Here is a 20,356-nt window from a genome sequence, read left to right on the forward strand (position 1 = left end):
GCTGTGGGGATAGTGGCACACGCCTTCTGCTATCACCTTCAGAATCAGACTAACGGCATATTTGCTTCACGTACTTCACGGTACTGGGCTAAATGCGCGTACAACTCATCGTGCAACGGATTCTTACGGCGTTTCACTACCGTGTAAATCTGGTAGATAACAACAGCAATATTCGCTGCTAAAGCAACAGCGGATACAGTGAATAAAGCTGCTGGATTATGAGAAGAATCAACTGCGAATTGTGAGGAGGTGACGAAAGTAGGGACAGCCATAGTGAACATCATCCAGAAGGCAAGAGTGTGAGCACGATGCTGCAACCACACACCCTTTTTCACAAAGAAAGCAGGAATTGTGCAAGAAATCAGTAATGCCGCGCCAGCGTAGAAAGAATGATCCCCCACACAGTTGTAAACGTATGCGAAATTCCATAGATCATAGGCGATAATCCAGAACCACAGCATATCCGGCCAAACCATGTCTTTTGATTTATCACGCGAAATAATGATGCCTACCCATCCGCAAATTGTCAGCAGATTCAGTAAACCAGCCACACCATTCATCCAGTTCCATGCGCCTGAAAGCATGTACACACCATCAACCATACCATCGGCATTCATTGCACCAACTTGGAAGTCACGTAAACATGCCTCAAAAATATTAATAGCTAAGATTGCCGGTGGGAATAGGAGTGCCCATTTATTTTTTGACAAACGAGGCCAATATCGTAAAGCCATAAAGCCAAGACAACCTGCTAATGCTGAATACACTTTGGCCCAGTGAAACCACGTACCGGTAGAAGATCCAGGGCCCGCAGTAGTTGGCCACACAAAGATTGTCAGAGCAACTGGTAAAACAATAAAACAAAGCCAAGCTGCAATACGTGAGCGCCTACTGATTTCATTCAATATAACGAGCGCTGTAATGACTCCAACCCAAGCCAACCACGAATACCAAGGAATAGGCGCATACAGAAACATATTTTTACTCCCTAACGAACATGCCGGCCACATGATTTACCCTGTGTTTTAGCCAAAAATTCTACTGGTATGCCACAAAAATAACGGGGCTTTTACACACTGTAGTTACCACTACTTTTCATAACTGTTGCAGAAAATACAATTTTCAGGACAACGGTCCCAATATTGTCGTATCAGAGGCTATAGGTCACAAAAGACCCAGACCATGAATATGCGATACGGGTGGCGCAATTCTTGCTGAATCCACGCCACCCGCTCACTTTGACAACAGTTCATCGCTCCCGTCAGTTCACTAGTTCACTGCCTAACGCAAAGCACGGTTCACAGCCGAGATCACAGCCTGATATGTGGCTCGCGTGATGGAAGGATCAATACCTACCCCCCATACAATTCGCCCATCAATCGCTGCTTCAACATAAGAAGCTGCTTTCGCGTCACGTCCCTGACTCATTGCGTGTTCGGCATAATCCAAAATACGCACATCAATATCAAAACTATGCATCGCTTGAACAAATGCGTCAATAGGACCATTTCCAACCGCTTCCAGTTGAATCTCATTCCCGTTATCACGCACAACCGTATGAAGCTCTACCCTGTCATCATCATCAGAAGAAGAAACCCGTGACGACCCTAATTCAAAACGACCCCAAGGTGTCAATCCGTGGGCTGAGGAGGTCGGTAAATACTCATCAGCAAAAATATCCCACAAGGTTGCCGCGTCGATTTCTCCGCCATAGGTGTCAGTATGACGCTGTACGATCCGTGAAAATTCAACTTGCAAGCGGCGAGGCAACTCTAAATTGTGTGATGTGGACATCAGGTAGGAAACCCCTCCCTTGCCTGACTGCGAATTTACACGAACCACAGCTTCATAACTGCGACCCACGTCATGAGGGTCAATCGGTAAGTACGGGAGCTCCCACACAACCGCTTCTTCTTTACCTCCGGCCGCAGCGACTTGAGCTTTACGCGCTTGGAAGCCTTTCTTAATAGCATCTTGATGTGAGCCTGAGAAACTTGTGTACACCAGATCACCAACATAAGGGGCACGCATCGGCGTAGTCATCGAAGTGCAATATTCAACTGTGCGTCGAATTTCATCCACATCAGAAAAATCAATACCAGGGTCGATTCCTTGACTAAATAGATTCAATCCCAACGTTACAAGGTCTACATTTCCTGTGCGCTCGCCTTGTCCTAACAGGCAACCTTCAATCCTGTCAGCTCCCGCAAGCAAGGCAAGTTCAGCGGCTGCTACTCCCGTACCCCGATCATTATGTGGGTGCACAGAAAGCGCAATGTATTCACGACGCGACAGATTTCGACTCATAAATTCAATTTGGTCTGCATACACATTAGGTGTAGCTCTTTCAACCGTGGAAGGTAAATTCAGGATGATTTCACGGTCAGAATCCGGTTGCCATACATCCATTACTGCTTCGCAAATCTCTAAAGCAAAATCCGGTTCAGTATCAACAAAAATTTCAGGTGAATATTCGAAACCGCATATCGTTTCATCGCCCAGAACTTTTTCTGCACGAGCAATAACTTCACGTGTTCCATTCACTGCTAATTCAACGGTTTGTTCTTTGTTATTTCTAAATACAAGTTCACGGAAAAGAGGCGAAGTCGCGTTATACAAATGCACGGTTGCACGCGGCAAACCCACAAGCGCGTCAATAGTACGTTCAATGATTTCAGGTCGTGACTGGGTCAGAACAGAAAGGGTAACGTCTTCAGGAACAATATTGTCATCAACAAGAGAACGCACAAAATCAAAATCTGTTTGTGAAGCCGCTGGGAATCCTATTTCGATTTCTTTGTAACCGAGGCGTATGAGCAACTCGAACATACGTCGTTTACGCGCAGGATCCATTGGCTCAATGAGGGCTTGGTTGCCATCACGTAGATCTGTTGACATCCACCGTGGTGCGGCATTAATGCGTTGTGAAGGCCACATGCGATCTGGCAGATCAATGGGATTTGTGTCTAAAAAAGCCCTGTATTTACTCACAGGCATACCTGATGATGATGGTGTGGGAACAGAAGCAGTAGTTTTCATGGGTTTCTCCAAGAAATTTTCCTCATACGTCATATGTGGTGAGATTTATGGGCGTGAGCCGGATAGGCATATAGCCGCGACGGGGTTCCGACCCTTTCAGGCCCCGGCGCGGCATAGAAGCAGCAGCATCTGACGCATAGTAAACACCCTAACTGAGGAGTCTATTTTGCGTATTTTTTCGCACACATTGTGGACGCTGCTCCTGGGAGGAGACGGGAAGAAGGCAATCCGTGCCACTGAGATTCACGGTGATAGTCACCACTCCCAAGGGAACACGGGATCGCCTAACTACGGGAACCATGTTTTGGGGGGCCGGACTCACTACTCCCAAGGGAACATGGGATCGCACTCCATAAAGGACAAGTCACATTAAGATAAGCATGCTTTCTACGACGATATGTACTTTTTAACACGTTCAGATGTCGGGGGGAATCCTTTCAGAAACCTAAACGTCCTAACATCTTTGGGTCAGATTGCCAGTCTTTTGCTGTACGCACGTGTAAATCTAAATAGACACGTCGCCCCAGCAGCTCCTCAATATGAGTTCGCGCTTGCGTACCTATATGTTTCAGCCTGGCCCCTTTACGACCAATGATGATGGCTTTTTGCGAATCACGTTCGACATACACATTCACATGTATATCAAGCAGAGGTGGACGCGTATCGCCTGGACGTGCAGGGCGTTCAATAATTTCTTCCACTTGAACAGCAAGGGAATGCGGAAGTTCATCGTGAACACCTTCAAGAGCAGCTTCACGAATAAATTCCGCTATCAAGGTGTCACGAGATTCATCAGTTACACCGTCCAGTGGATACAGCGGAGGAGATTGTGGCACGTGCTTCGTTAAAACATCCATGAGGATGTCAATGCCTCGGCCTTCATGTGAAGAAACAGGGACAATGGCTGCCCAATCACCAAGCCTTTCAATACTCATCAGATGTTTCATCACACGCTGACGTGGCACTGTGTCACATTTGGTTGCTACTGCGATCACAGGACGGTGAATATCACGAAGCTCACGAGCAATAAACTGGTCGCCTGGCCCAATTTTTTGATTCGCAGGCATGCAGAATACAACGCAATCAACTTCAGCTAATGCTTCACGTACCATGTCGTTGAGTCGTTTACCTAACAGGGTACGTGGCCGATGATATCCCGGTGTATCCACAAGGACTAGTTGCGCATGCGGCCGGTGAACAATGCCTCGAATGTTATGTCGAGTAGTTTCAGGTCGCCCCGATGTGATAGCGACTTTTTGCCCCACAAGAGCATTCGTTAACGTTGATTTCCCTACATTAGGACGTCCAACGATGGATACGAAACCTGCACGGAAATCCTCAGGAAAATCACCGTTGAGCAACCCAGATGTTTGGGTTTCTTTTTTAAGTTCACGCAGACCAGCAAGGTGTTCTTCCGCTCGAATACGTTCGTGTTCTTCGTCTAAGACCCACTCATTTCCATCGCCACTATGAGTATCCGCCTCAAATCCTGTGACATAGGCTCTTTCGTTATTGGATACATTTTCAGATTCGCCATCGTAGCCACTACTGTCTATACCCTCGCTTTCTATTTCGTCGAAAGCATTTGGACCCGCCATGAGTTCATCATCACTTGGGAAATACATGTAATCAATCCTCCTGAGGGGCATGTGTACTGGTATTGAGGGCAGATAAGGAACACACAATAGTATCTACTTGTCGGCGACGTCCATGTGCTTCTTCTGCAAGCATGTGAACTCCTGCAAGATCTCCCACTGCTCCTGGTAAGGGTACTTTACCGATTGCTTTTGCAAGAAGCCCCCCGATGGAATCAACATCTTCATCTTCTACTTCAATTCCGAGGAGTTCTCCAACTTCCCAGATTCCGTATCGTGAGGATACACGCCATGAGCCATCCGGTAGTTGTTCCGGTTCACGCACTTTTCGGTCGTGTTCATCAGTCAATTCACCCACTACTTCTTCGAGGAGGTCTTCAAGAGTAACCAGACCTGAAATTCCTCCGTATTCATCGACGACAAGAGCGAGGTGACAGTGTTCTGTCTGCATATGACGCAGGAGATCATCGGCAGGTTTAGTTTCAATGGTGAATTCGGCTGGACGCATCATCTGTTCCGCAACAAGATTTGTTTCACCACCGTGAGCTTCCATACGCATCACAAGGTCTTTGAAGTACAGGATTCCACGCACATCATCAACATCATGTCCAATAACGGGGATCCGAGAAAATCCTGAACGCACGAAAAGATGAAGTGCCTTACGAGCACTTTCCTGAGCATCAATTGTCACCATATCTGTACGTGGAACCATAACTTCACGCACAAGAGTGTGTCCCAGTTCAAATATGGACCGCAGCATTTGGCGATCCTTGTCTTCAAGCATTTCTGTTTCGCCTACTTGATCGACCATTTCACGTAAGTCTTCAGCCATTTCTGCACGGACTTCAGCTTCTGTACGGCTAGATTGCGGGAAGTATCCGCGCATTACGTGAATAATGGGGTCAAAAATATGCGATATCTGAAGCATACGGTATGTCCAGCGCGCTCCGATGAGGGCGATACTATCGGGTTGCCGTCCTGCTATACGGGTTGCGATCAACGTTACAGCCATAAATTGGAGGATTGAACACACGATCAAAGCAATGCAGGCACTGGCCCACCAAGGCAGTTGCGTATGAGCGAAAACCACAGTCAACGAAACAGCGAGGACAACCTGCCAGAACGTGCGTAAACCTCGCAAAGTAAGGTCCGTACGGCTACGTTGTTCGACAAGTTTTTTCAATATGGAGGCATGTCGACGTTCGTCGTGGATTAAATCATCAACGCTTGCTCGTGACAGGTGCGCAAGACCCGTTTCCATGGCAGAAAGAAAGAGCGCCATTACTAAAGCAACGAAAGCTACACAAAGGAGGGCCGCTACGGGCAGCGAAGAAGAATATGACACCGGACGCTCTTATCGTGTGGCAAGGAATGTCAGCAGAAGTTTACGTTGAAGCGTAAACATTTCTTCACGTTCTGTTTCCTCAGCATGATCATATCCCAGCAGGTGAAGCATCCCATGTGTGGCCAGCATGAGCATTTCCTCTGCGATACTATGCCCTGCTTCTGCTGCTTGCTTTTCGGCCACATGCGGACAGATACAAATATCACCAAGGGTTCCTGCAGGGGTTAATTTTTCAGGTGTACCCGGCTGTAATTCGTCCATAGGGAAACTCATCACATCTGTAGGACCAGGCAAGTCAAGCCAGCGGACATGTAGTTCTTCCATTGGTTGAGGTTCAATGAAAACAATATTGAGTTCAACCGCAGTGGATACATGCATTGCTGTTAAGACATGGTCAGCAAGGAGCACAAATTCATGACAATCAATGTCGTAGGTTGTTTCGTTAATGACTTCAGTCATCTTCAGTGTCCTTTCTTTTGATAAGACCTGAAGCGTTGACGAGTGGGCGCATCGAGTGTGCGCGTACGCCGCAGGAGGTCTTGACGCTGGTCCCAACGTTCATATGCGTCGATAATATGTCCGACAAGTTCATGGCGAACAACATCCGCGCTGGTGAGGTGGCAAAACTCTACGCCCTCAATATGATCGAGGATTTTCTCGACCATCAGGAGTCCTGACTGGCTGCTTCCTGGAAGGTCGATTTGTGATACGTCGCCGGTGACAACTACTTGAGAGTTGAAACCTAAACGCGTAAGAAACATTTTCATTTGCGAAGCTGTCGTATTTTGCGCTTCATCTAGAATAATGAAGGAATCGTTGAGGGTTCGGCCACGCATATATGCTAGTGGCGCAACTTCAATGGTTCCTGCAGCCATGAGTTTAGGCAATGTGTCCGAGTCCAGCATGTCTTTTAACGCATCGTACAAAGGACGCAGGTAGGGGTCGATTTTTTCTGTCAGTGTCCCCGGTAAAAATCCAAGATTTTCTCCCGCTTCCACTGCTGGGCGCGTAAGGACGATTCGACGGACTTGCCCTGATAAGAGCCGTCTGACAGCTTGAGCCATAGCAAGGTATGTTTTACCGGTGCCTGCGGGACCTATTCCAAATACGACGGTGGCGCGCTCTATTGCGTCAACGTAGGCTTTTTGTCCTTCTGATTTGGGGCGTATGGAGCGTCCTTTAACTGACAGAATTTCATCTGTAGGTGTGGCGGCAAGTGTTGCAGCAGAAAGCATACGCAGCGCTTGCCCTACAGTATGCGCATCTAAAGGATCGCCGCGGCGGGCTGCTTGGATAAGTTCAATAACCAGTTGAGCTGCCGATTCAACATCACTGGTGGGTCCTGTCAAGGTGATTTCATGTCCGATAACAAGAAATCTGATTCGCGGGTACCCTTTTTCTAACGCACGAAGCACTTGGTCAGATGTACCAAGGATGCTGAGTGGGTCAATATCAGGAGGTATGACGGCACGACGAGTAACGGTATTGTCCGTATGAGGCTGGGGTATGAGTGGGTCGCTCATATGCTGTATGTCATTCTCCTAATAAGTGAGGTATCAAGGAATCACGTGTGTAATACCTTTTTACATTGTCCTATACAGATAGCGGTGTAGCGAATATATGCTCAGATCAAATTGAAAGAGTATATGTAGGATTGTTATTTTTCTTTCTTAACGTCAAGCAATTTTATGACCACCGCCCAATAGCAGCACTCACCAATGCCAGAGCTACCGGACCCGCCGTGGATGCACGTAGCACATGAGGGCCAAGCAGTACGGGAAAAGCCCCTGCCGCGCATAGGGAAGCTACTTCGTCAGAATCGATCCCTCCTTCAGGACCTACAATCACAGCAATTTCAGGACACGAGGCCCACTCTTTTCCTTTGTCATTCAACAAAGCCACCGCGGTATCACTCGCTTCTTCATGACATAGCAATACCACTCCCCCACGTTCTGCAAGCAAGCGCACCCATTCGACAAGGGCACGTGAATCATACACATGCGTCACAGAAGGAACCCATGCTCGACGTGACTGCTTAGCGGCAGTACGTGCTACCGAGCACCATTTCGCTTGGCCTTTCGTGCTTTTTGGCCTTGTCCAACGAACAATAGAACGGTTTGCTTGCCACGGTAGGATACAATCCACGCCTACTTCTGTCGCTGTTTCAACTGCTTGTTCATCACGCCCACCTTTAGCTAAAGCCTGCACTAAAGTAAGTCGTGGCATTGCGGCTTCCTCATCAATCACGTCACGCACAGTTACTTCAAGAGCTTTTTTTGTCACCGAGTGAACTTCACAGATCAGGCGTTTACCATACCCATCCACGAGATCAATCAGCTCACCATTTTCAATACGTTTCACCGAAGCATGGTGAGCTTCATCTCCCGTTAAAATAGCGCGATCACCTGCACGAGGCTCCTGTGCATGTGGGTGCAGGTCATCAGCAAAGAAAACCTGTCGTGTCATAGTGCGATCACACTGCTTTCTTTAATTGTTCCCCATGAATTTTTCACGTAGACGCTCAAAAACCCCCGGTTCTTGACGCTGAGTATGCACACGTTCCTCACCACGATGCTCTGCAAGCTGTTCAAGTAATTCACGTGAACGCTCATCCAATTCACGAGGGATTTCCACACCAATATGGGCATACAGATGTCCTCGCCCCGGGCGTTGCAAACGGCCAACACCTAAACCATCCAACCGTACTTCGTACCCAGGTTGTGTTCCTGGCGCAAGTTCCAGCTCACGTGGACCATCAAGTGTTTCTACAGTGATGGTGGAACCCAAGGCCGCTGTTGTCATAGGAATAGTGACATACATATGTAAGTCATTACCGTGACGAGTAAATACTGGATGCTTCTTTTCGTGAATCTCCAAGTAAATATCACCTGCAGGTCCACCACCTACACCTACTTCACCTTCACCTGATAGGCGAATACGTGTCCCTTCTTCGATACCTGCTGGAATTTCAACAGACAGCGTTCGAGCCGAACGCATACGACCAGTACCTGAACATTCCGAACAAGGGGAAGAAATAATGTCGCCATGTCCTCGGCACATACCGCATGGAACCTGTGTGCGCATAGTTGCACCAAACATTTGTTGCATACGCACCTGCATGCCTGTGCCGTGGCATTGAGAACACGTCACCGGATGCGTACCTGCCGCACACATACTCCCTTGACAGGTTTCACACAATACGTACGTATTCACACGAATTTGCTGCGAAACCCCAAAAGTGGCTTCCTCAAGGGTAACTTCTACGCCAACAAGCTGATCTTGCCCTCGCCGAGCGCGCGGCGCTGGAGCGGCGCTGCCGGCCCCAAAGCCTCCTGAAAACATAGCACCAAGGATGTCACCAAAGCCACCAAACATATCCGGTCCCATTGGACCAGTTCCGCCACCACGCACAGCTTCAGGCCCACCTAAGTCATACATTTGGCGCTTATTGGCATCTGAAAGCGTTTCATAAGCTACAGATAATTCCTTGAATGCTTCTTCGTCGCCGCCGTAGTCAGGGTGTAATTCACGCGCCTTTTTACGATAGGCTTTTTTGATTTCTGTTTCTGTAGCATCACGCGATACACCGAGAATCTGGTAGTAGTCGTTCACTTGCTTATTTCCTTATATTTCGTTTCTTCACAAGATTACGTTTGAAGGTCGCTTACCCGTCATGTTCAGTGGGTCAAGTAACGCGATAAATACGCTGCAACTGCTCGGACAGAGGACATTGTTCTGGCGTAATCCATGCGTGTCGGACCGACAACACCTAGGTGCGCCATCGGCCCATCAGCTCCGCCGTATGTTCCTGTCACGATAGAGGCTTCTGTTAGCCCATCATGCTGATTTTCTGAGCCGATCGTGACATGTACCTCGTCTTCCGGAGTAAGTTCATCAAAGAGGCGTAATAAAGCAACCTGTTCTTCAAGAGCATCAAGGACTGGAGAAATATCCCGAAAATCTACTCCTGAACGTGTCAGATTTGCCATTCCTGCCATGACAATCCGTGAATCAGCTCCCGGATGCAGCATTTCAGCAACAGCTTTCATCACATCAGATATCAATGAAGTATCAGCATAATCATTACTTTCAGGAAGTACATGCATATGTTCACGTACATCTTCTCGTGATAATCCTTCGCATACTTCATTTATCCATATGCGTAGGCGAGCAATCTCATCAACACTAACTTGCTGAGAAGTTTCAATGATTCGTTCTTCTACGCGCCCCTCAGAGGTAATGACTACAACAAGAAGCCTGTGCGGAGTCAAGTCAACAATTTCTATACGTCGCACCGTATGAATACGCATACGCGGATACTGGATAACAGCAACTTGCTGCGTCACTTGGGCCAGTAAACGCACAGTCCGGCTCACCACATCATCCAAATCAACACTTTGAGCAAGGAAAGCTTCAACAGCACGACGTTCTGGTGTGCTCATAGGTTTAATTGTTGTTAAGCGATCAACAAAAAGACGGTATCCCTTATCTGTAGGAACTCGCCCTGCACTTGTGTGAGGCTGGTAAATTAAACCTGCTTCTTCAAGGGCAGCCATATCATTACGTATCGTTGCTGAGGACACACCTAAATCGTGTGCGGCGGCAATAACTTTAGATCCCACAGGTTCACGAGTATGAACGTACTCTGAAACGATTGCTCGTAGGACATCTAGACGACGTTCTTCATTCATTGGTCACCTCCCCGACGATAGCGGTCTTGGCACTCATTCCTTCTGAGTGCTAAGCCTACTCTTGCCGGACGATTAGTGCGTGCCAGGAGCAGTCACAAAGTCAATGAGTTCTTCCACACGTCCCAGTAATTCTGGTTCAAGATCCTTATAGGAATTCACAGCTCCTAATATTTTTCGCCAAGCGCGAGCAATATCTGCTTGAGTGTCATGCGGCCACCCAAGATATCGCAGTGTGCCCGTTTTAATATCTTCACCGCGTGGAATATCAGGCCAATGCGTTAAACCCAGACGAGCAGGTTTTACTGCCTGCCAAATGTCAATAAAAGGATGACCGACAATAAGAATTGATGTTCCCCAACGTTTGTTCGCTTCTTGCGCTATGCGCCATTCTTTTGACCCGTGAACCATATGGTCCACTAAAACCCCCGCGCGACGGTATTCATCAGGAGCAAAGTCATCAAGTATTTCTCCAAGATGATCCACACCTTCTAACATCTGCACGGCTACCCCAACATCTGCGAGATCGTCACCCCACACATGTTGAATAAGCTCCGCGTCATGTTTACCTTCGACCCATAAACGTGAGGCGCGTGCTACACGCGGCACGTTGCGTTCTGCTGCGATGGAACCTGAATTGGTGAGTCGACGTCCAAGAGGCGTTGTCATTGCGCGAGCTTGAGAAGCTTTCATACTGGAAGTTTTGAGGGGCGGGAGGGCAATGATTGGTTCACCTTCTAGCCAAAATCCTCCACCTAGAGGAAATGTCCGCCTGCGACCTCGTCGGTCTTCTAAGACGATAACGTGCATACCACCAGATTTTTCTACATGAACAACTGCACCCACCCATCCTGTTGACACGTCTTCTAATACCATGCCGAGTTCTACAGGTACTTCACGTGAGCGAGGGCGTTGGGGATGCGGGTTATAGGCCAACACGTCAGGGCCGTAAGGATCATCATATGTCGCAGGAGGCATCACGAGGATTTAGCCTACAGCCTCTTAGAGAAAGAAAAATTACACGGTACCGATGTGTTGCTCACGGATTTATGATTTTTCGTTATTTATGAGGAAAATACTGGGTTTTTCACATGAATATGGCAAAGTCTAAAGGAAAATCACACGAGCATATGCGTCACATAGTCAGCAAGCAAACGACCTCTCAAGGTGAGGAGTATGCGTCCATTATGTGCTGTGTCCTCATCAATTAGTCCTTCATCAATAAGTTCTTTAACACGTTGCTCAGATACTGATGGTGGAATTGGTAAACCGTGTGCTGTACGTACAGCCAGCATGACACGCTCAAGTTCACGCGTGTGAGCATCTAAAATTTCGCCTGCAGCCGCTGGTGAGACTCCCTGCGTCACCATTTGTGCGTAGGCGCGTGGGTGTTTCCTATTCCACCAGCGACAGCGACCAATATGTGAATGAGATCCCGGCCCTAACCCCCACCAATCCCAGTCTTTCCAATACGCAAGGTTATGGCGACAGGCATAGCGTAAAAGTGTGGCATCTGTAGCAGCTGTGTTTTCTTCCCCTGGCTTTATTCGAGCAAAATTAGAGATTTCGTACCATCGGTATCCAGCCTCGGTGAGTATTTCATCTGCCATTTCGTACTTTGTGGCTTCATTATCGGGATCAGGTGGCAAAATACGTCCGCGAGCAAGATCTGCTCCCATTTTTGTGCCTTCTTCGATGACGAGGGCGTAGGCGCTTATGTGGTCGGGCTGCATCTCAAGGACTGCTTGTAGGCTCAGTTCCCAGTCTTTAAGGCTTTCACCGGGAGTTCCATAAATCAGGTCAAGTGACACATCTAAGCCAAAGTCACGTGCCCATGCCACAACCTGTGGTACTCGTTCAGGCCTGTGGGTACGATCCAGTGTTTTTAACACATGCGGTACAGCTGATTGCATACCGAAAGAAATACGGGTGATTCCCGTTTCGGCTAAAGCGCGTATTGATTGTTCGTCAACTGTTTCTGGATTTGCTTCAACGGTAATTTCTGCATCTATCGCTAAAGTGAAAGAATCGCGTATTCCTGTAAGAATATGCTCTATTGATTCGCAAGATAAGAGGGTAGGCGTACCTCCACCATAAAAAAGTGTACGAATTGGGCGGATGGGAAAGCCTGCTTCTTGCAACACCTGCGCAGCATAATGAGTTTCTGCCACGACGCTTGAAGAATATGTTGCAATATCTGCGCCTTGCCCAAAACCCGTGGTGTACGTATTGAAATCACAGTAACCGCAACGCACCTGACAAAAAGGCACATGTACGTACATGCTCAGGGGCCGTTGAGCATGTACTTCAGCTAAATGATGAGGTATATGCCCATCTGCTGGCCATACAAAACCATCAGGCTGATGCAAAGACACTGGCTATTCCTGTGTACGTGGGAGTCGCACGGCTGTGAGGTCATGAACTGTACGTCCTGCGACTTGTCCCCTCTGTTCAAAATGTGTAAGTAAGCGCCCTTCCCATCGTGGGCTAAAGCCACCACGTGGTCCTGCTGGGTCTTGAGGATCAGGGTGACACCCTGCGTAAGGATTATGAAAATGCGCGTCATTTTCGATGACATCACGCATGTTCCACGCGTAATCATCCCAGTCTGTAGCTAGCCTCCAGACACCGTGATCTTTAAGGATACGAGCGATCTGCGGAGCGAATTGAGCAGAAACCAAGCGACGCTTGTGGTGACGAGTTTTACGCCAGGGGTCAGGGAAGAAAGTCCATACTTCATCAATGCTGGCTTCTTTTATCATCACAGGTATTGCTTGTTGAGCATCAGCTTCAATGATTCGGATATTTGTGAGGCCTTCACGCACTGCTCCCGCGATTAGTTTAGCTATACCGGGAATCCATACTTCGTAGCATAAGAAGTCACGTTCTGGGTGGGATTGTGCCGCGTATATGACTTGTTCGCCACCGCCGGATCCAATTTCTAATGTTATTGGCGCGCTTCGACCAAAAAGATCGGGTGTGTCGATGCGGAAATCTTCAGCAACAGTGGTGTCACCTACGCCGCGACGAACTTTCACAATGTAGCGGTCAGCATGACTTTCCCATATGCGTTGCAAAGTGACCGGCAGCTCTCGTGAACGTCTGGTGAATGACTTTGTTCGTGCCATGAATACGCCCTCGCCACCGTGTGAGGTGCGGGGAGTTTTCGGGCGTGGAAGCTGTGGAGGTGTCGCGTGCTGGTATTCGTCGGTCACTTTTTACCTGTCGGTACATCGGATGTGAGGGCAGCAATGAAAGCCTCTTGTGGAACGTCAACACGCCCAATTGACTTCATGCGTTTCTTGCCTTCTTTTTGTTTTTCAAGCAACTTACGTTTACGAGTGATGTCACCGCCGTAGCATTTTGCCAGCATATCTTTACGCAGTGCCTTAATTGTTTCACGTGCAATAATGCGAGCACCCACTGCAGCTTGAACAGGTATTTCAAATTGTTGCCGTGGAATGAGTTCTTTCAGGCGTTTCGTCATACGTAGACCGTATGCGTAAGCCGCGTCTTTGTGAACGATTGCGCTAAAAGCATCGACTCTTTCACCATTAAGTAAAATATCCACTTTTACAAGGTCAGCAGCTTGTTCTCCTGATTCTTGGTAGTCCAGGGAAGCGTATCCACGTGTCCGTGATTTGAGTTGGTCAAAGAAATCAAAAACTATCTCGGCCAGTGGCAGCGCGTAGTGGATTTCTACTCGTTCTTCGCTTAAGTAGTCCATCCCTTTCATCATGCCGCGCCGATCTTGACATAATTCCATTACGGTCCCCGTAAACTCCGTTGGTGTCAAAATAGTCGCATTCACCATGGGTTCACGAACTTCAGCGATTTTGCCTTCCGGATATTCGGATGGGTTATCAACGCGTCTTTCGCTTCCGTCTTCGCTTCGGACGTGGTACACGACATTCGGGGCCGTAGCAATGAGGTCAAGGCCGAATTCGCGTTCCAGTCGTTCGCGCACGATTTCTAGGTGTAAAAGCCCAAGGAATCCACATCGGAAGCCGAATCCGAGTGCTGCTGAGGATTCAGGTTCGTACGTGAGCGCAGCATCGTTGAGTTGGAGTCGTTCAAGTGCGTCACGTAGATCTGGGAAATCTGAACCATCAACAGGGTAAATACCGGAAAAAACCATAGGTTTAGGATCTTGATATCCTGATAAAGGCGTGTCAGCCCCACGCACATTATTGGTGACAGTGTCGCCAACTTTTGATTGGCGCACATCTTTAACACCGGTAATGAGATAGCCAACCTCACCCGCACCGATGCCGTCTGATGGTTGCGGTTCCGGCGAAATCACACCTATTTCGAGGAGTTCGTGCGTGGCGCCTGTTGACATCATACGTACACGAGCACGGGTTGTGAGTTTCCCATCAACTACACGCACATAGGTAACGACTCCACGATATGTGTCGTAGACGGAATCGAAGATCATTGCACGTGTCGCGGCCTCAGGATCACCTGATGGTGGTGGCACTAACTCAACAATCGCATCGAGGAGATCTGCAACTCCTTGTCCTGTTTTCCCTGAGACTTGGAGAACTTCCGATTCATCGCATCCAATGAGCTGAGCGATTTCGTGAGCATATTTTTCAGGTTGAGCGCCCGGCAAATCAATTTTGTTCAGAACCGGAATAATAACAAGGTCATTTTCCATTGCGAGGTAAAGATTAGCCAGTGTTTGCGCTTCGATCCCTTGTGCTGCGTCAACTAAAAGAACAGCTCCCTCACATGCGGCAAGTGAACGCGAAACTTCATAGGTGAAGTCCACATGTCCAGGCGTATCGATCATGTTCAGCGCGTATGCGTCCTCCCCTACTGCCCACGGCATACGAACAGCTTGGGATTTAATGGTGATTCCTCGTTCACGCTCAATATCCATTCGGTCAAGATATTGGTCGCGCATATCGCGGGATTCTACGATACCCGTTAGTTGAAGCATTCGATCCGCCAGTGTTGATTTACCGTGATCGATATGCGCAATGATGCAAAAATTACGGATACGCTCCTGCGGTGTATGGGCAGGACGAATGGACGCGGCTTGCGTGGATGTCGCTTTGGGGGACAACGAGGACCTCCGTGAAAACATGAACAGTACTTCTATCGTCCCACTTTGTATACGTAATGCGCCAACTGACACGATGCCATATCGCGCACATTTAATGTGGTAGATCCATTGGAGGTGGAGTTTTCATAATAACTTCTATTTCTTCACGCCATCCGCTCGGTAAGGTATTTTCTGGAGATTCTAAGATTTCTGCACATAGTTTTTTCACTGCTACCCAGTCTTTTTGCGCTATAAAAAGGCTGATATGTAGCATTTTTTGTTTCATAGTCAACGGGTGATATTCCCCCAAAGTTTCACGACACTCATGTAGTAGCGCGTTCCACATCTGCGTTGCTTTTTCAACTTCCCCACTGTCGTAGATATTCGCTGCTATTTCATGACGGATTCTCAAAGCGTATATACGGCTACTTTCTTTACTCATATCAATGTTTTCGATGAGTTCTTGATATATTTCAGTGGATTTTTCTGGGTGGCCGCTTAATGCATATGCTTCGGCTTCATTAAAGGCGACCATAGTTTTTAGGCTTCCGTCACATTCTGCGTCCTCATTCATTTCTTCTTTCAGCTCTGCGTATTTTTGTGCTGCTTGTTCGTAGTCTCCGCAAATTTTGAAAGGCATAGCCGAGTTATTACGTATGGCATAGGTCAATGGATGATGGTTTCCTAAGTATTTTTCTGCATCCCGTATCAGGGTTGGGTAATCACGACGCGCAATATCGTCATATCCGCATACACATTTCCAGTACAGGTCACTATTGCGCGCAATCAAGGCAAGTTCATCATGCGGTTCCAGACGTTCATGCGCAATACGTGCCGCTTGTGCAGCATAGCGACGAGCCTGTGCAAAATGTTGATCTTGCGCGTACCAGTCAACTAATAATTTCATCAGGCGTACATGAATTCGTGGATCTATTTCTTGATGGCATGCCACATAATTTTCAACTTCTGCTATGGCATCATCATATTGATGCGCCTCAGCATACGCATAAGCTTGCTCTAAAGCGGGATCGTGTATGTCAATACCCTGTCTGACATTTTTCCCTTCATTTTCATAGGTATAAGCACATTCATGTGTGTCAAGCGTGCGATATAAAACTGGCATCTTTTTCTTCCTCCATGCATGAGTGATACGCACTATGTGTTTCTTGCCTACACCTTCTCAAAATCATTATTCTTTCGCTTTCAATAAAGGAAATCTGTGGATAAATACCGATACGGGCGATATCACATGTGAATAGCTGTGCATATATGTGATCGCATTCGTAAAAAGCAGGGATACTCAGAGGTGACCTCATTCACCCCTATTTACTCTTGTAAAGATTGGAAGTATTGCTTCTTACTGTTAGAATTACCGATTGGACTCCCGGCCTGGTCGGGCAGGGGGTCTGGTCTGAACCGTTCGTGGATGTCCCCACGTCCCAGTCCCGGTTCTGACACAGCCCTCACCGACCTGTACGTACAAACACAAGGAGTCATTCAACTGTGGCAAACATTAAGTCTCAGATGAAGCGCATTCGCACGAATGAAAAGCGTCGTCAACGCAACCAGGCTGTAAAGTCTGAACTCAAGACTTTAGTTCGCAAAGCTCGCGAAGCTGTCGATGCTGGCGATAAAGAAGCAGCTATTGAAGCGCTTCGTGTCGCTTCACGTAAGCTCGATAAGGCTGTTTCCAAGGGTGTTATTCATAAGAACCAAGCAGCGAACCGCAAGTCAAAACTTGCTCGTCGCGTTGCTTCCCTTGGTGAGTAAAACTTTCAGTTATTCCAACTGATTAAAGGCGGTGTGATCCATAATCACACCGCCTTTCTTTACATGAAGAATCCCTATATTGTCAAGATATGTTCACACATACGTATAAGAACAGGAAAAACTATCATTTCGGTATGACATACAGTTTTTTCGTCTACAGTGGCCTTTAGTCCCATAAAAGGATGAATGTAAACAAACAACGATGTTTGGAAGGAAAGGCGAACTCATGGATACCTACTGGATGTATACAGCCCTAGGAGTTTACCTCCTTGCCATGCTCTTTTTAGGGTATGTCGCATACAAGAAAACTTCAACACACGAAGATTACATGGTTGGAGGGCGCCAACTTCCTCCACTAGTTGCAGCCCTTTCCGCCGGTGCCTCAGATATGTCAGGGTGGCTTATCATGGGGCTACCAGGTGCTATTTATACCACGGGACTTATTGAATCCTGGATTGCCATTGGCCTGACAATCGGCGCCTTTCTTAACTGGAAATTTGTTGCTCCACGTTTGCGGGCCTACTCGCAAGTAGCCAAAAATTCCATCACCGTTCCTAGCTTCTTTGAAAATCGCCTAAAAGATTCCTCGCATATCCTGCGTATTGTTTCCAGCATTATTATCTTAGTATTCTTCACGCTCTATATTTCATCTGGCATGGTAGCTTCCGGTGTTTTCTTTGAAAGCTCCTTCAATGGAAACTACATCGTCGGCATGCTTATTGTCGTTTCAATTACCTTGCTCTACACATTCTTTGGAGGATTCCTCGGAGCTTCACTCACCGATGTCGCTCAAGGCCTCATGATGATGGTGGCCTTGGGCGTTGTTCCTGTGGTGGGAGTTATTTCAATCGGCGGAATCGGCGCCACCACGGAAACAATCCGGACGGTTGCTTCCGGCAACCTCTCATTTATCGGATATAACGGTTTTACCGTGGCCGTAGTTTTTTCAATCGTTTCAGGTATAGCGTGGGGCCTTGGTTATTTCGGACAACCACATATCGTCGTACGTTTCATGGCCTTACGTACCCCAGCTGAAGCCAAGAGCGCACGCCGTATCGGTATGAGCTGGATGATAGTTTCTTTAGGCTGCGCAATCCTTTCTGGCCTTGTTGGTATCGCGTATTTCTCCCACGTACACCAAGAACTTCCGAATTCAGAAACCGTTATCCTACGTATGTCACAGCTATTGCTGCATCCTTTCATTGCGGGCCTGATTCTCGCCGCTGTTTTAGCAGCAATTATGAGCACATTTGCCAGCCAACTTGTGGTATGTTCATCAGCCCTTGTTGAAGACCTATACCGGGTAATACGTAAGAAAGAAGCCACTCAAAAACAATTGGTCCTCCTTGGACGTTTGGCGGTGCTTCTTGTCGCTTTAGTTGCGTTACTCCTTGCATTGAATCCTTCAGGCACTATTCTTCAGCTTGTGAGTTTTGCTTGGGCAGGTTTTGGCGCATCTTTTGGGCCAATCACCCTTTTGAGTTTGTACTGGAAAAAACTCACAAATTGGGGAGCATTAGCCGGTATGCTTAGCGGCGCAATCAGCGTATTTGTTTGGGATGCTATTAACTCTGATATTTACGAGTTACTGCCTGCATTTCTTATTGCGACACTCATCGCAGTGATTGTCAGCAAAGTGACGTACAAAGAACATCCTGAAATTACCGAGGAATTTTCCGCCATGAAGGATATGTTGGCTCAGCCATAAAGTCGAATACTTTACATGTATATGCGGGTGTAGGTGTACCGATGGTATGGCTTACACCCGTTTCTTTGTATAACGAGCTTTTCAGTGCTCCCCACGCAGACGACACAAAGCCACAACAGCTTTTTCAATGGCGCGGTGAGGGTCCTTTGAAGCACCTTTCACTTCTTCATCTGCACAGGCCAGCACACTAAAAGCAGTTGCTAAAGAGTTTTCACTCCATCCGCGTAATTGCCGTCGTGCTTGATCGACTTGCCACGGTGCCATACCCAAGTTATGTCCCTGACCAGGAAGTGACACCTTTGCCATTTGACGAATTTTCATTGCTAAAGCAGCCACCAAAGGAACAGGATCTGTTCCTGTTGCTAAAGCATGTCTGAGCAGAGTAAGTGCTTGGGCCGTGTTCCCCGAAATTGTCGCATCCGCTACTTCAAAGCCTGTTGCTTCTACACGTCCCGAATAATAGCGGCGCACATCCTCAACAGTAATACGCCCCTCCACATCAGCAATAAGCTGAGCTAAAGCAGCAGCCATTGAACGCACATCTGCTCCCAGTGCATCAACAAGCATATGCGCAGCCTCAGCATCAAGGGCTCGTCGCGCAGCTTTCGCATCCGCCATGAGTAAAGCGTATTTATCTTTATCTTTTTTCAAAGGTTCCGCTGATATGACAGGAAAACCCGCCTGCCCGATAGCATCAATAACTTTTTTACCTTTCGCATTCCCACCAGGATGTCGCAAGAAAAGCCATACATCCGACGCAGGATGCTTAATATAAGCCAAAAGATCAGTACTCAGCGACTCTCCCAATGTTTCCAGATCAGAAATAATCACCATACGCGCTTCCCCAAAAAGCGAGGGTGAAGTCACCATATCCAGCTGGCCCGATTGGTAGGAAGCAGCCGATAGGTCTGTACGTTCGACCTGCGGATCAGCTTCGCGTGCAAGGACCCTGAGGCGTGCCATTGCACGATCAGCAAGTAGTCCTTCACTTCCTTTGATGAGGACGATAGGGGCAAGGGAAATATTATGTATATCTACCTGTGGTGCTGCTACTCGTTTTTTCCCTGAAGCCATGGCTGTCTTTCTATACGCAGTATCATGAACGCCTATATACGCTCCTCTAGTGTGACATGCTGGCACCTCATCAGCAGCATAACTTCA

The 20,356-nt window shown here is 47.7% G+C and carries 17 protein-coding genes; 2 read left to right on the forward strand and 15 right to left on the reverse strand.

The genetic code is table 11. The features are described 5' to 3' along the window. Positions 1 to 44 precede the first annotated feature (44 nt). The 14 genes from LRP54_RS07100 to LRP54_RS07165 all read right to left on the reverse strand — a co-directional run bounded on the left by LRP54_RS07100 (position 45) and on the right by LRP54_RS07165 (position 16,840). A complete protein-coding gene (locus tag LRP54_RS07100) occupies positions 45 to 977 on the reverse strand; it encodes a DUF5692 family protein (RefSeq protein ID WP_231235516.1) in 933 nt (310 codons plus the stop codon). Between the two features lie 304 nt (positions 978 to 1,281). Further along, the gene (leuA, locus tag LRP54_RS07105) at positions 1,282 to 3,039 is read right to left on the reverse strand and encodes a 2-isopropylmalate synthase (protein ID WP_231235517.1); all 1,758 of its coding nucleotides are present in this window, start codon (positions 3,037 to 3,039) and stop codon (positions 1,282 to 1,284) included. A 437-nt stretch (positions 3,040 to 3,476) separates the two neighbouring features. Beyond that, entirely contained in the window at positions 3,477 to 4,664 is a 1,188-nt protein-coding gene (gene era, locus LRP54_RS07110; RefSeq protein WP_231235518.1) for a GTPase Era, read from the reverse strand. 4 nt (positions 4,665 to 4,668) lie between these two features. Further along, positions 4,669 to 5,979 (reverse strand): hemolysin family protein, encoded by a 1,311-nt coding sequence (locus LRP54_RS07115; RefSeq protein ID WP_331274811.1) that lies wholly within the window; start codon positions 5,977 to 5,979, stop codon positions 4,669 to 4,671. Between the two features lie 9 nt (positions 5,980 to 5,988). Continuing rightward, the gene (gene ybeY, locus LRP54_RS07120) at positions 5,989 to 6,438 is read right to left on the reverse strand and encodes an rRNA maturation RNase YbeY (protein WP_231235519.1); all 450 of its coding nucleotides are present in this window, start codon (positions 6,436 to 6,438) and stop codon (positions 5,989 to 5,991) included. A 2-nt stretch (positions 6,439 to 6,440) separates the two neighbouring features. Then, on the reverse strand, positions 6,441 to 7,502 hold the full coding sequence (locus LRP54_RS07125; protein WP_231205110.1) for a PhoH family protein: 1,062 nt from the start codon (positions 7,500 to 7,502) through the stop codon (positions 6,441 to 6,443). A 163-nt stretch (positions 7,503 to 7,665) separates the two neighbouring features. Next, the gene (locus tag LRP54_RS07130; protein WP_231235520.1) at positions 7,666 to 8,445 is read right to left on the reverse strand and encodes a 16S rRNA (uracil(1498)-N(3))-methyltransferase; all 780 of its coding nucleotides are present in this window, start codon (positions 8,443 to 8,445) and stop codon (positions 7,666 to 7,668) included. 21 nt (positions 8,446 to 8,466) lie between these two features. After that, complete coding sequence (dnaJ, locus tag LRP54_RS07135; protein WP_231235521.1) at positions 8,467 to 9,591, reverse strand: molecular chaperone DnaJ; 1,125 nt, start codon at positions 9,589 to 9,591, stop codon at positions 8,467 to 8,469. A gap of 65 nt (positions 9,592 to 9,656) precedes the next feature. Further along, positions 9,657 to 10,670 (reverse strand): heat-inducible transcriptional repressor HrcA, encoded by a 1,014-nt coding sequence (gene hrcA / locus LRP54_RS07140; protein WP_231235522.1) that lies wholly within the window; start codon positions 10,668 to 10,670, stop codon positions 9,657 to 9,659. A 72-nt stretch (positions 10,671 to 10,742) separates the two neighbouring features. Beyond that, positions 10,743 to 11,645: a DUF3097 family protein gene (locus LRP54_RS07145; RefSeq protein WP_231235583.1), complete on the reverse strand. Its 903-nt coding sequence runs from the start codon at positions 11,643 to 11,645 to the stop codon at positions 10,743 to 10,745. 140 nt (positions 11,646 to 11,785) lie between these two features. After that, positions 11,786 to 13,042, reverse strand: coding sequence for a radical SAM family heme chaperone HemW (gene hemW, locus LRP54_RS07150; RefSeq protein ID WP_231235523.1), 1,257 nt, complete (start codon positions 13,040 to 13,042; stop codon positions 11,786 to 11,788). A 3-nt stretch (positions 13,043 to 13,045) separates the two neighbouring features. Then, positions 13,046 to 13,795, reverse strand: a complete 750-nt coding sequence (trmB, locus tag LRP54_RS07155; RefSeq protein WP_231235524.1) for a tRNA (guanosine(46)-N7)-methyltransferase TrmB — start codon at positions 13,793 to 13,795, stop codon at positions 13,046 to 13,048. 83 nt (positions 13,796 to 13,878) lie between these two features. Beyond that, positions 13,879 to 15,759, reverse strand: a complete 1,881-nt coding sequence (lepA, locus tag LRP54_RS07160; protein ID WP_231235526.1) for a translation elongation factor 4 — start codon at positions 15,757 to 15,759, stop codon at positions 13,879 to 13,881. Between the two features lie 70 nt (positions 15,760 to 15,829). After that, the gene (locus LRP54_RS07165; protein ID WP_231235527.1) at positions 15,830 to 16,840 is read right to left on the reverse strand and encodes a hypothetical protein; all 1,011 of its coding nucleotides are present in this window, start codon (positions 16,838 to 16,840) and stop codon (positions 15,830 to 15,832) included. A 380-nt stretch (positions 16,841 to 17,220) separates the two neighbouring features. Here LRP54_RS07165 and rpsT point away from each other — a divergent pair, with 380 nt between their 5' ends. Both rpsT and putP read left to right on the forward strand, forming a co-directional pair. After that, on the forward strand, positions 17,221 to 17,487 hold the full coding sequence (gene rpsT, locus LRP54_RS07170) for a 30S ribosomal protein S20 (protein ID WP_231205118.1): 267 nt from the start codon (positions 17,221 to 17,223) through the stop codon (positions 17,485 to 17,487). Positions 17,488 to 17,713: 226 nt separating this feature from the next. Further along, positions 17,714 to 19,195 (forward strand): sodium/proline symporter PutP, encoded by a 1,482-nt coding sequence (gene putP / locus LRP54_RS07175; protein WP_231235528.1) that lies wholly within the window; start codon positions 17,714 to 17,716, stop codon positions 19,193 to 19,195. A gap of 81 nt (positions 19,196 to 19,276) precedes the next feature. On the opposite strand, the gene holA is transcribed toward putP, so the two are convergent. Then, a complete protein-coding gene (gene holA / locus LRP54_RS07180; protein ID WP_231235530.1) occupies positions 19,277 to 20,269 on the reverse strand; it encodes a DNA polymerase III subunit delta in 993 nt (330 codons plus the stop codon). Positions 20,270 to 20,356 lie beyond the last annotated feature (87 nt).

Source organism: Schaalia sp. lx-100 (genome assembly GCF_021083625.1).
Lineage (GTDB): Bacteria > Actinomycetota > Actinomycetes > Actinomycetales > Actinomycetaceae > Pauljensenia.

Coding starts and splice junctions, on each gene's coding strand:
- LRP54_RS07100 (WP_231235516.1), bottom strand. CDS start 977: ATGTTTCTGTATGCGCCTATTCCTTGGTATTCGTGGTTGGCTTGGGTT.
- leuA (WP_231235517.1), bottom strand. CDS start 3,039: ATGAAAACTACTGCTTCTGTTCCCACACCATCATCATCAGGTATGCCT.
- era (WP_231235518.1), bottom strand. CDS start 4,664: ATGTATTTCCCAAGTGATGATGAACTCATGGCGGGTCCAAATGCTTTC.
- ybeY (WP_231235519.1), bottom strand. CDS start 6,438: ATGACTGAAGTCATTAACGAAACAACCTACGACATTGATTGTCATGAA.
- LRP54_RS07125 (WP_231205110.1), bottom strand. CDS start 7,502: ATGAGCGACCCACTCATACCCCAGCCTCATACGGACAATACCGTTACT.
- LRP54_RS07130 (WP_231235520.1), bottom strand. CDS start 8,445: ATGACACGACAGGTTTTCTTTGCTGATGACCTGCACCCACATGCACAG.
- hrcA (WP_231235522.1), bottom strand. CDS start 10,670: ATGAATGAAGAACGTCGTCTAGATGTCCTACGAGCAATCGTTTCAGAG.
- LRP54_RS07145 (WP_231235583.1), bottom strand. CDS start 11,645: ATGCCTCCTGCGACATATGATGATCCTTACGGCCCTGACGTGTTGGCC.
- trmB (WP_231235524.1), bottom strand. CDS start 13,795: ATGGCACGAACAAAGTCATTCACCAGACGTTCACGAGAGCTGCCGGTC.
- lepA (WP_231235526.1), bottom strand. CDS start 15,759: ATGTTTTCACGGAGGTCCTCGTTGTCCCCCAAAGCGACATCCACGCAA.
- LRP54_RS07165 (WP_231235527.1), bottom strand. CDS start 16,840: ATGCCAGTTTTATATCGCACGCTTGACACACATGAATGTGCTTATACC.
- putP (WP_231235528.1), top strand. CDS start 17,714: ATGGATACCTACTGGATGTATACAGCCCTAGGAGTTTACCTCCTTGCC.
- holA (WP_231235530.1), bottom strand. CDS start 20,269: ATGGCTTCAGGGAAAAAACGAGTAGCAGCACCACAGGTAGATATACAT.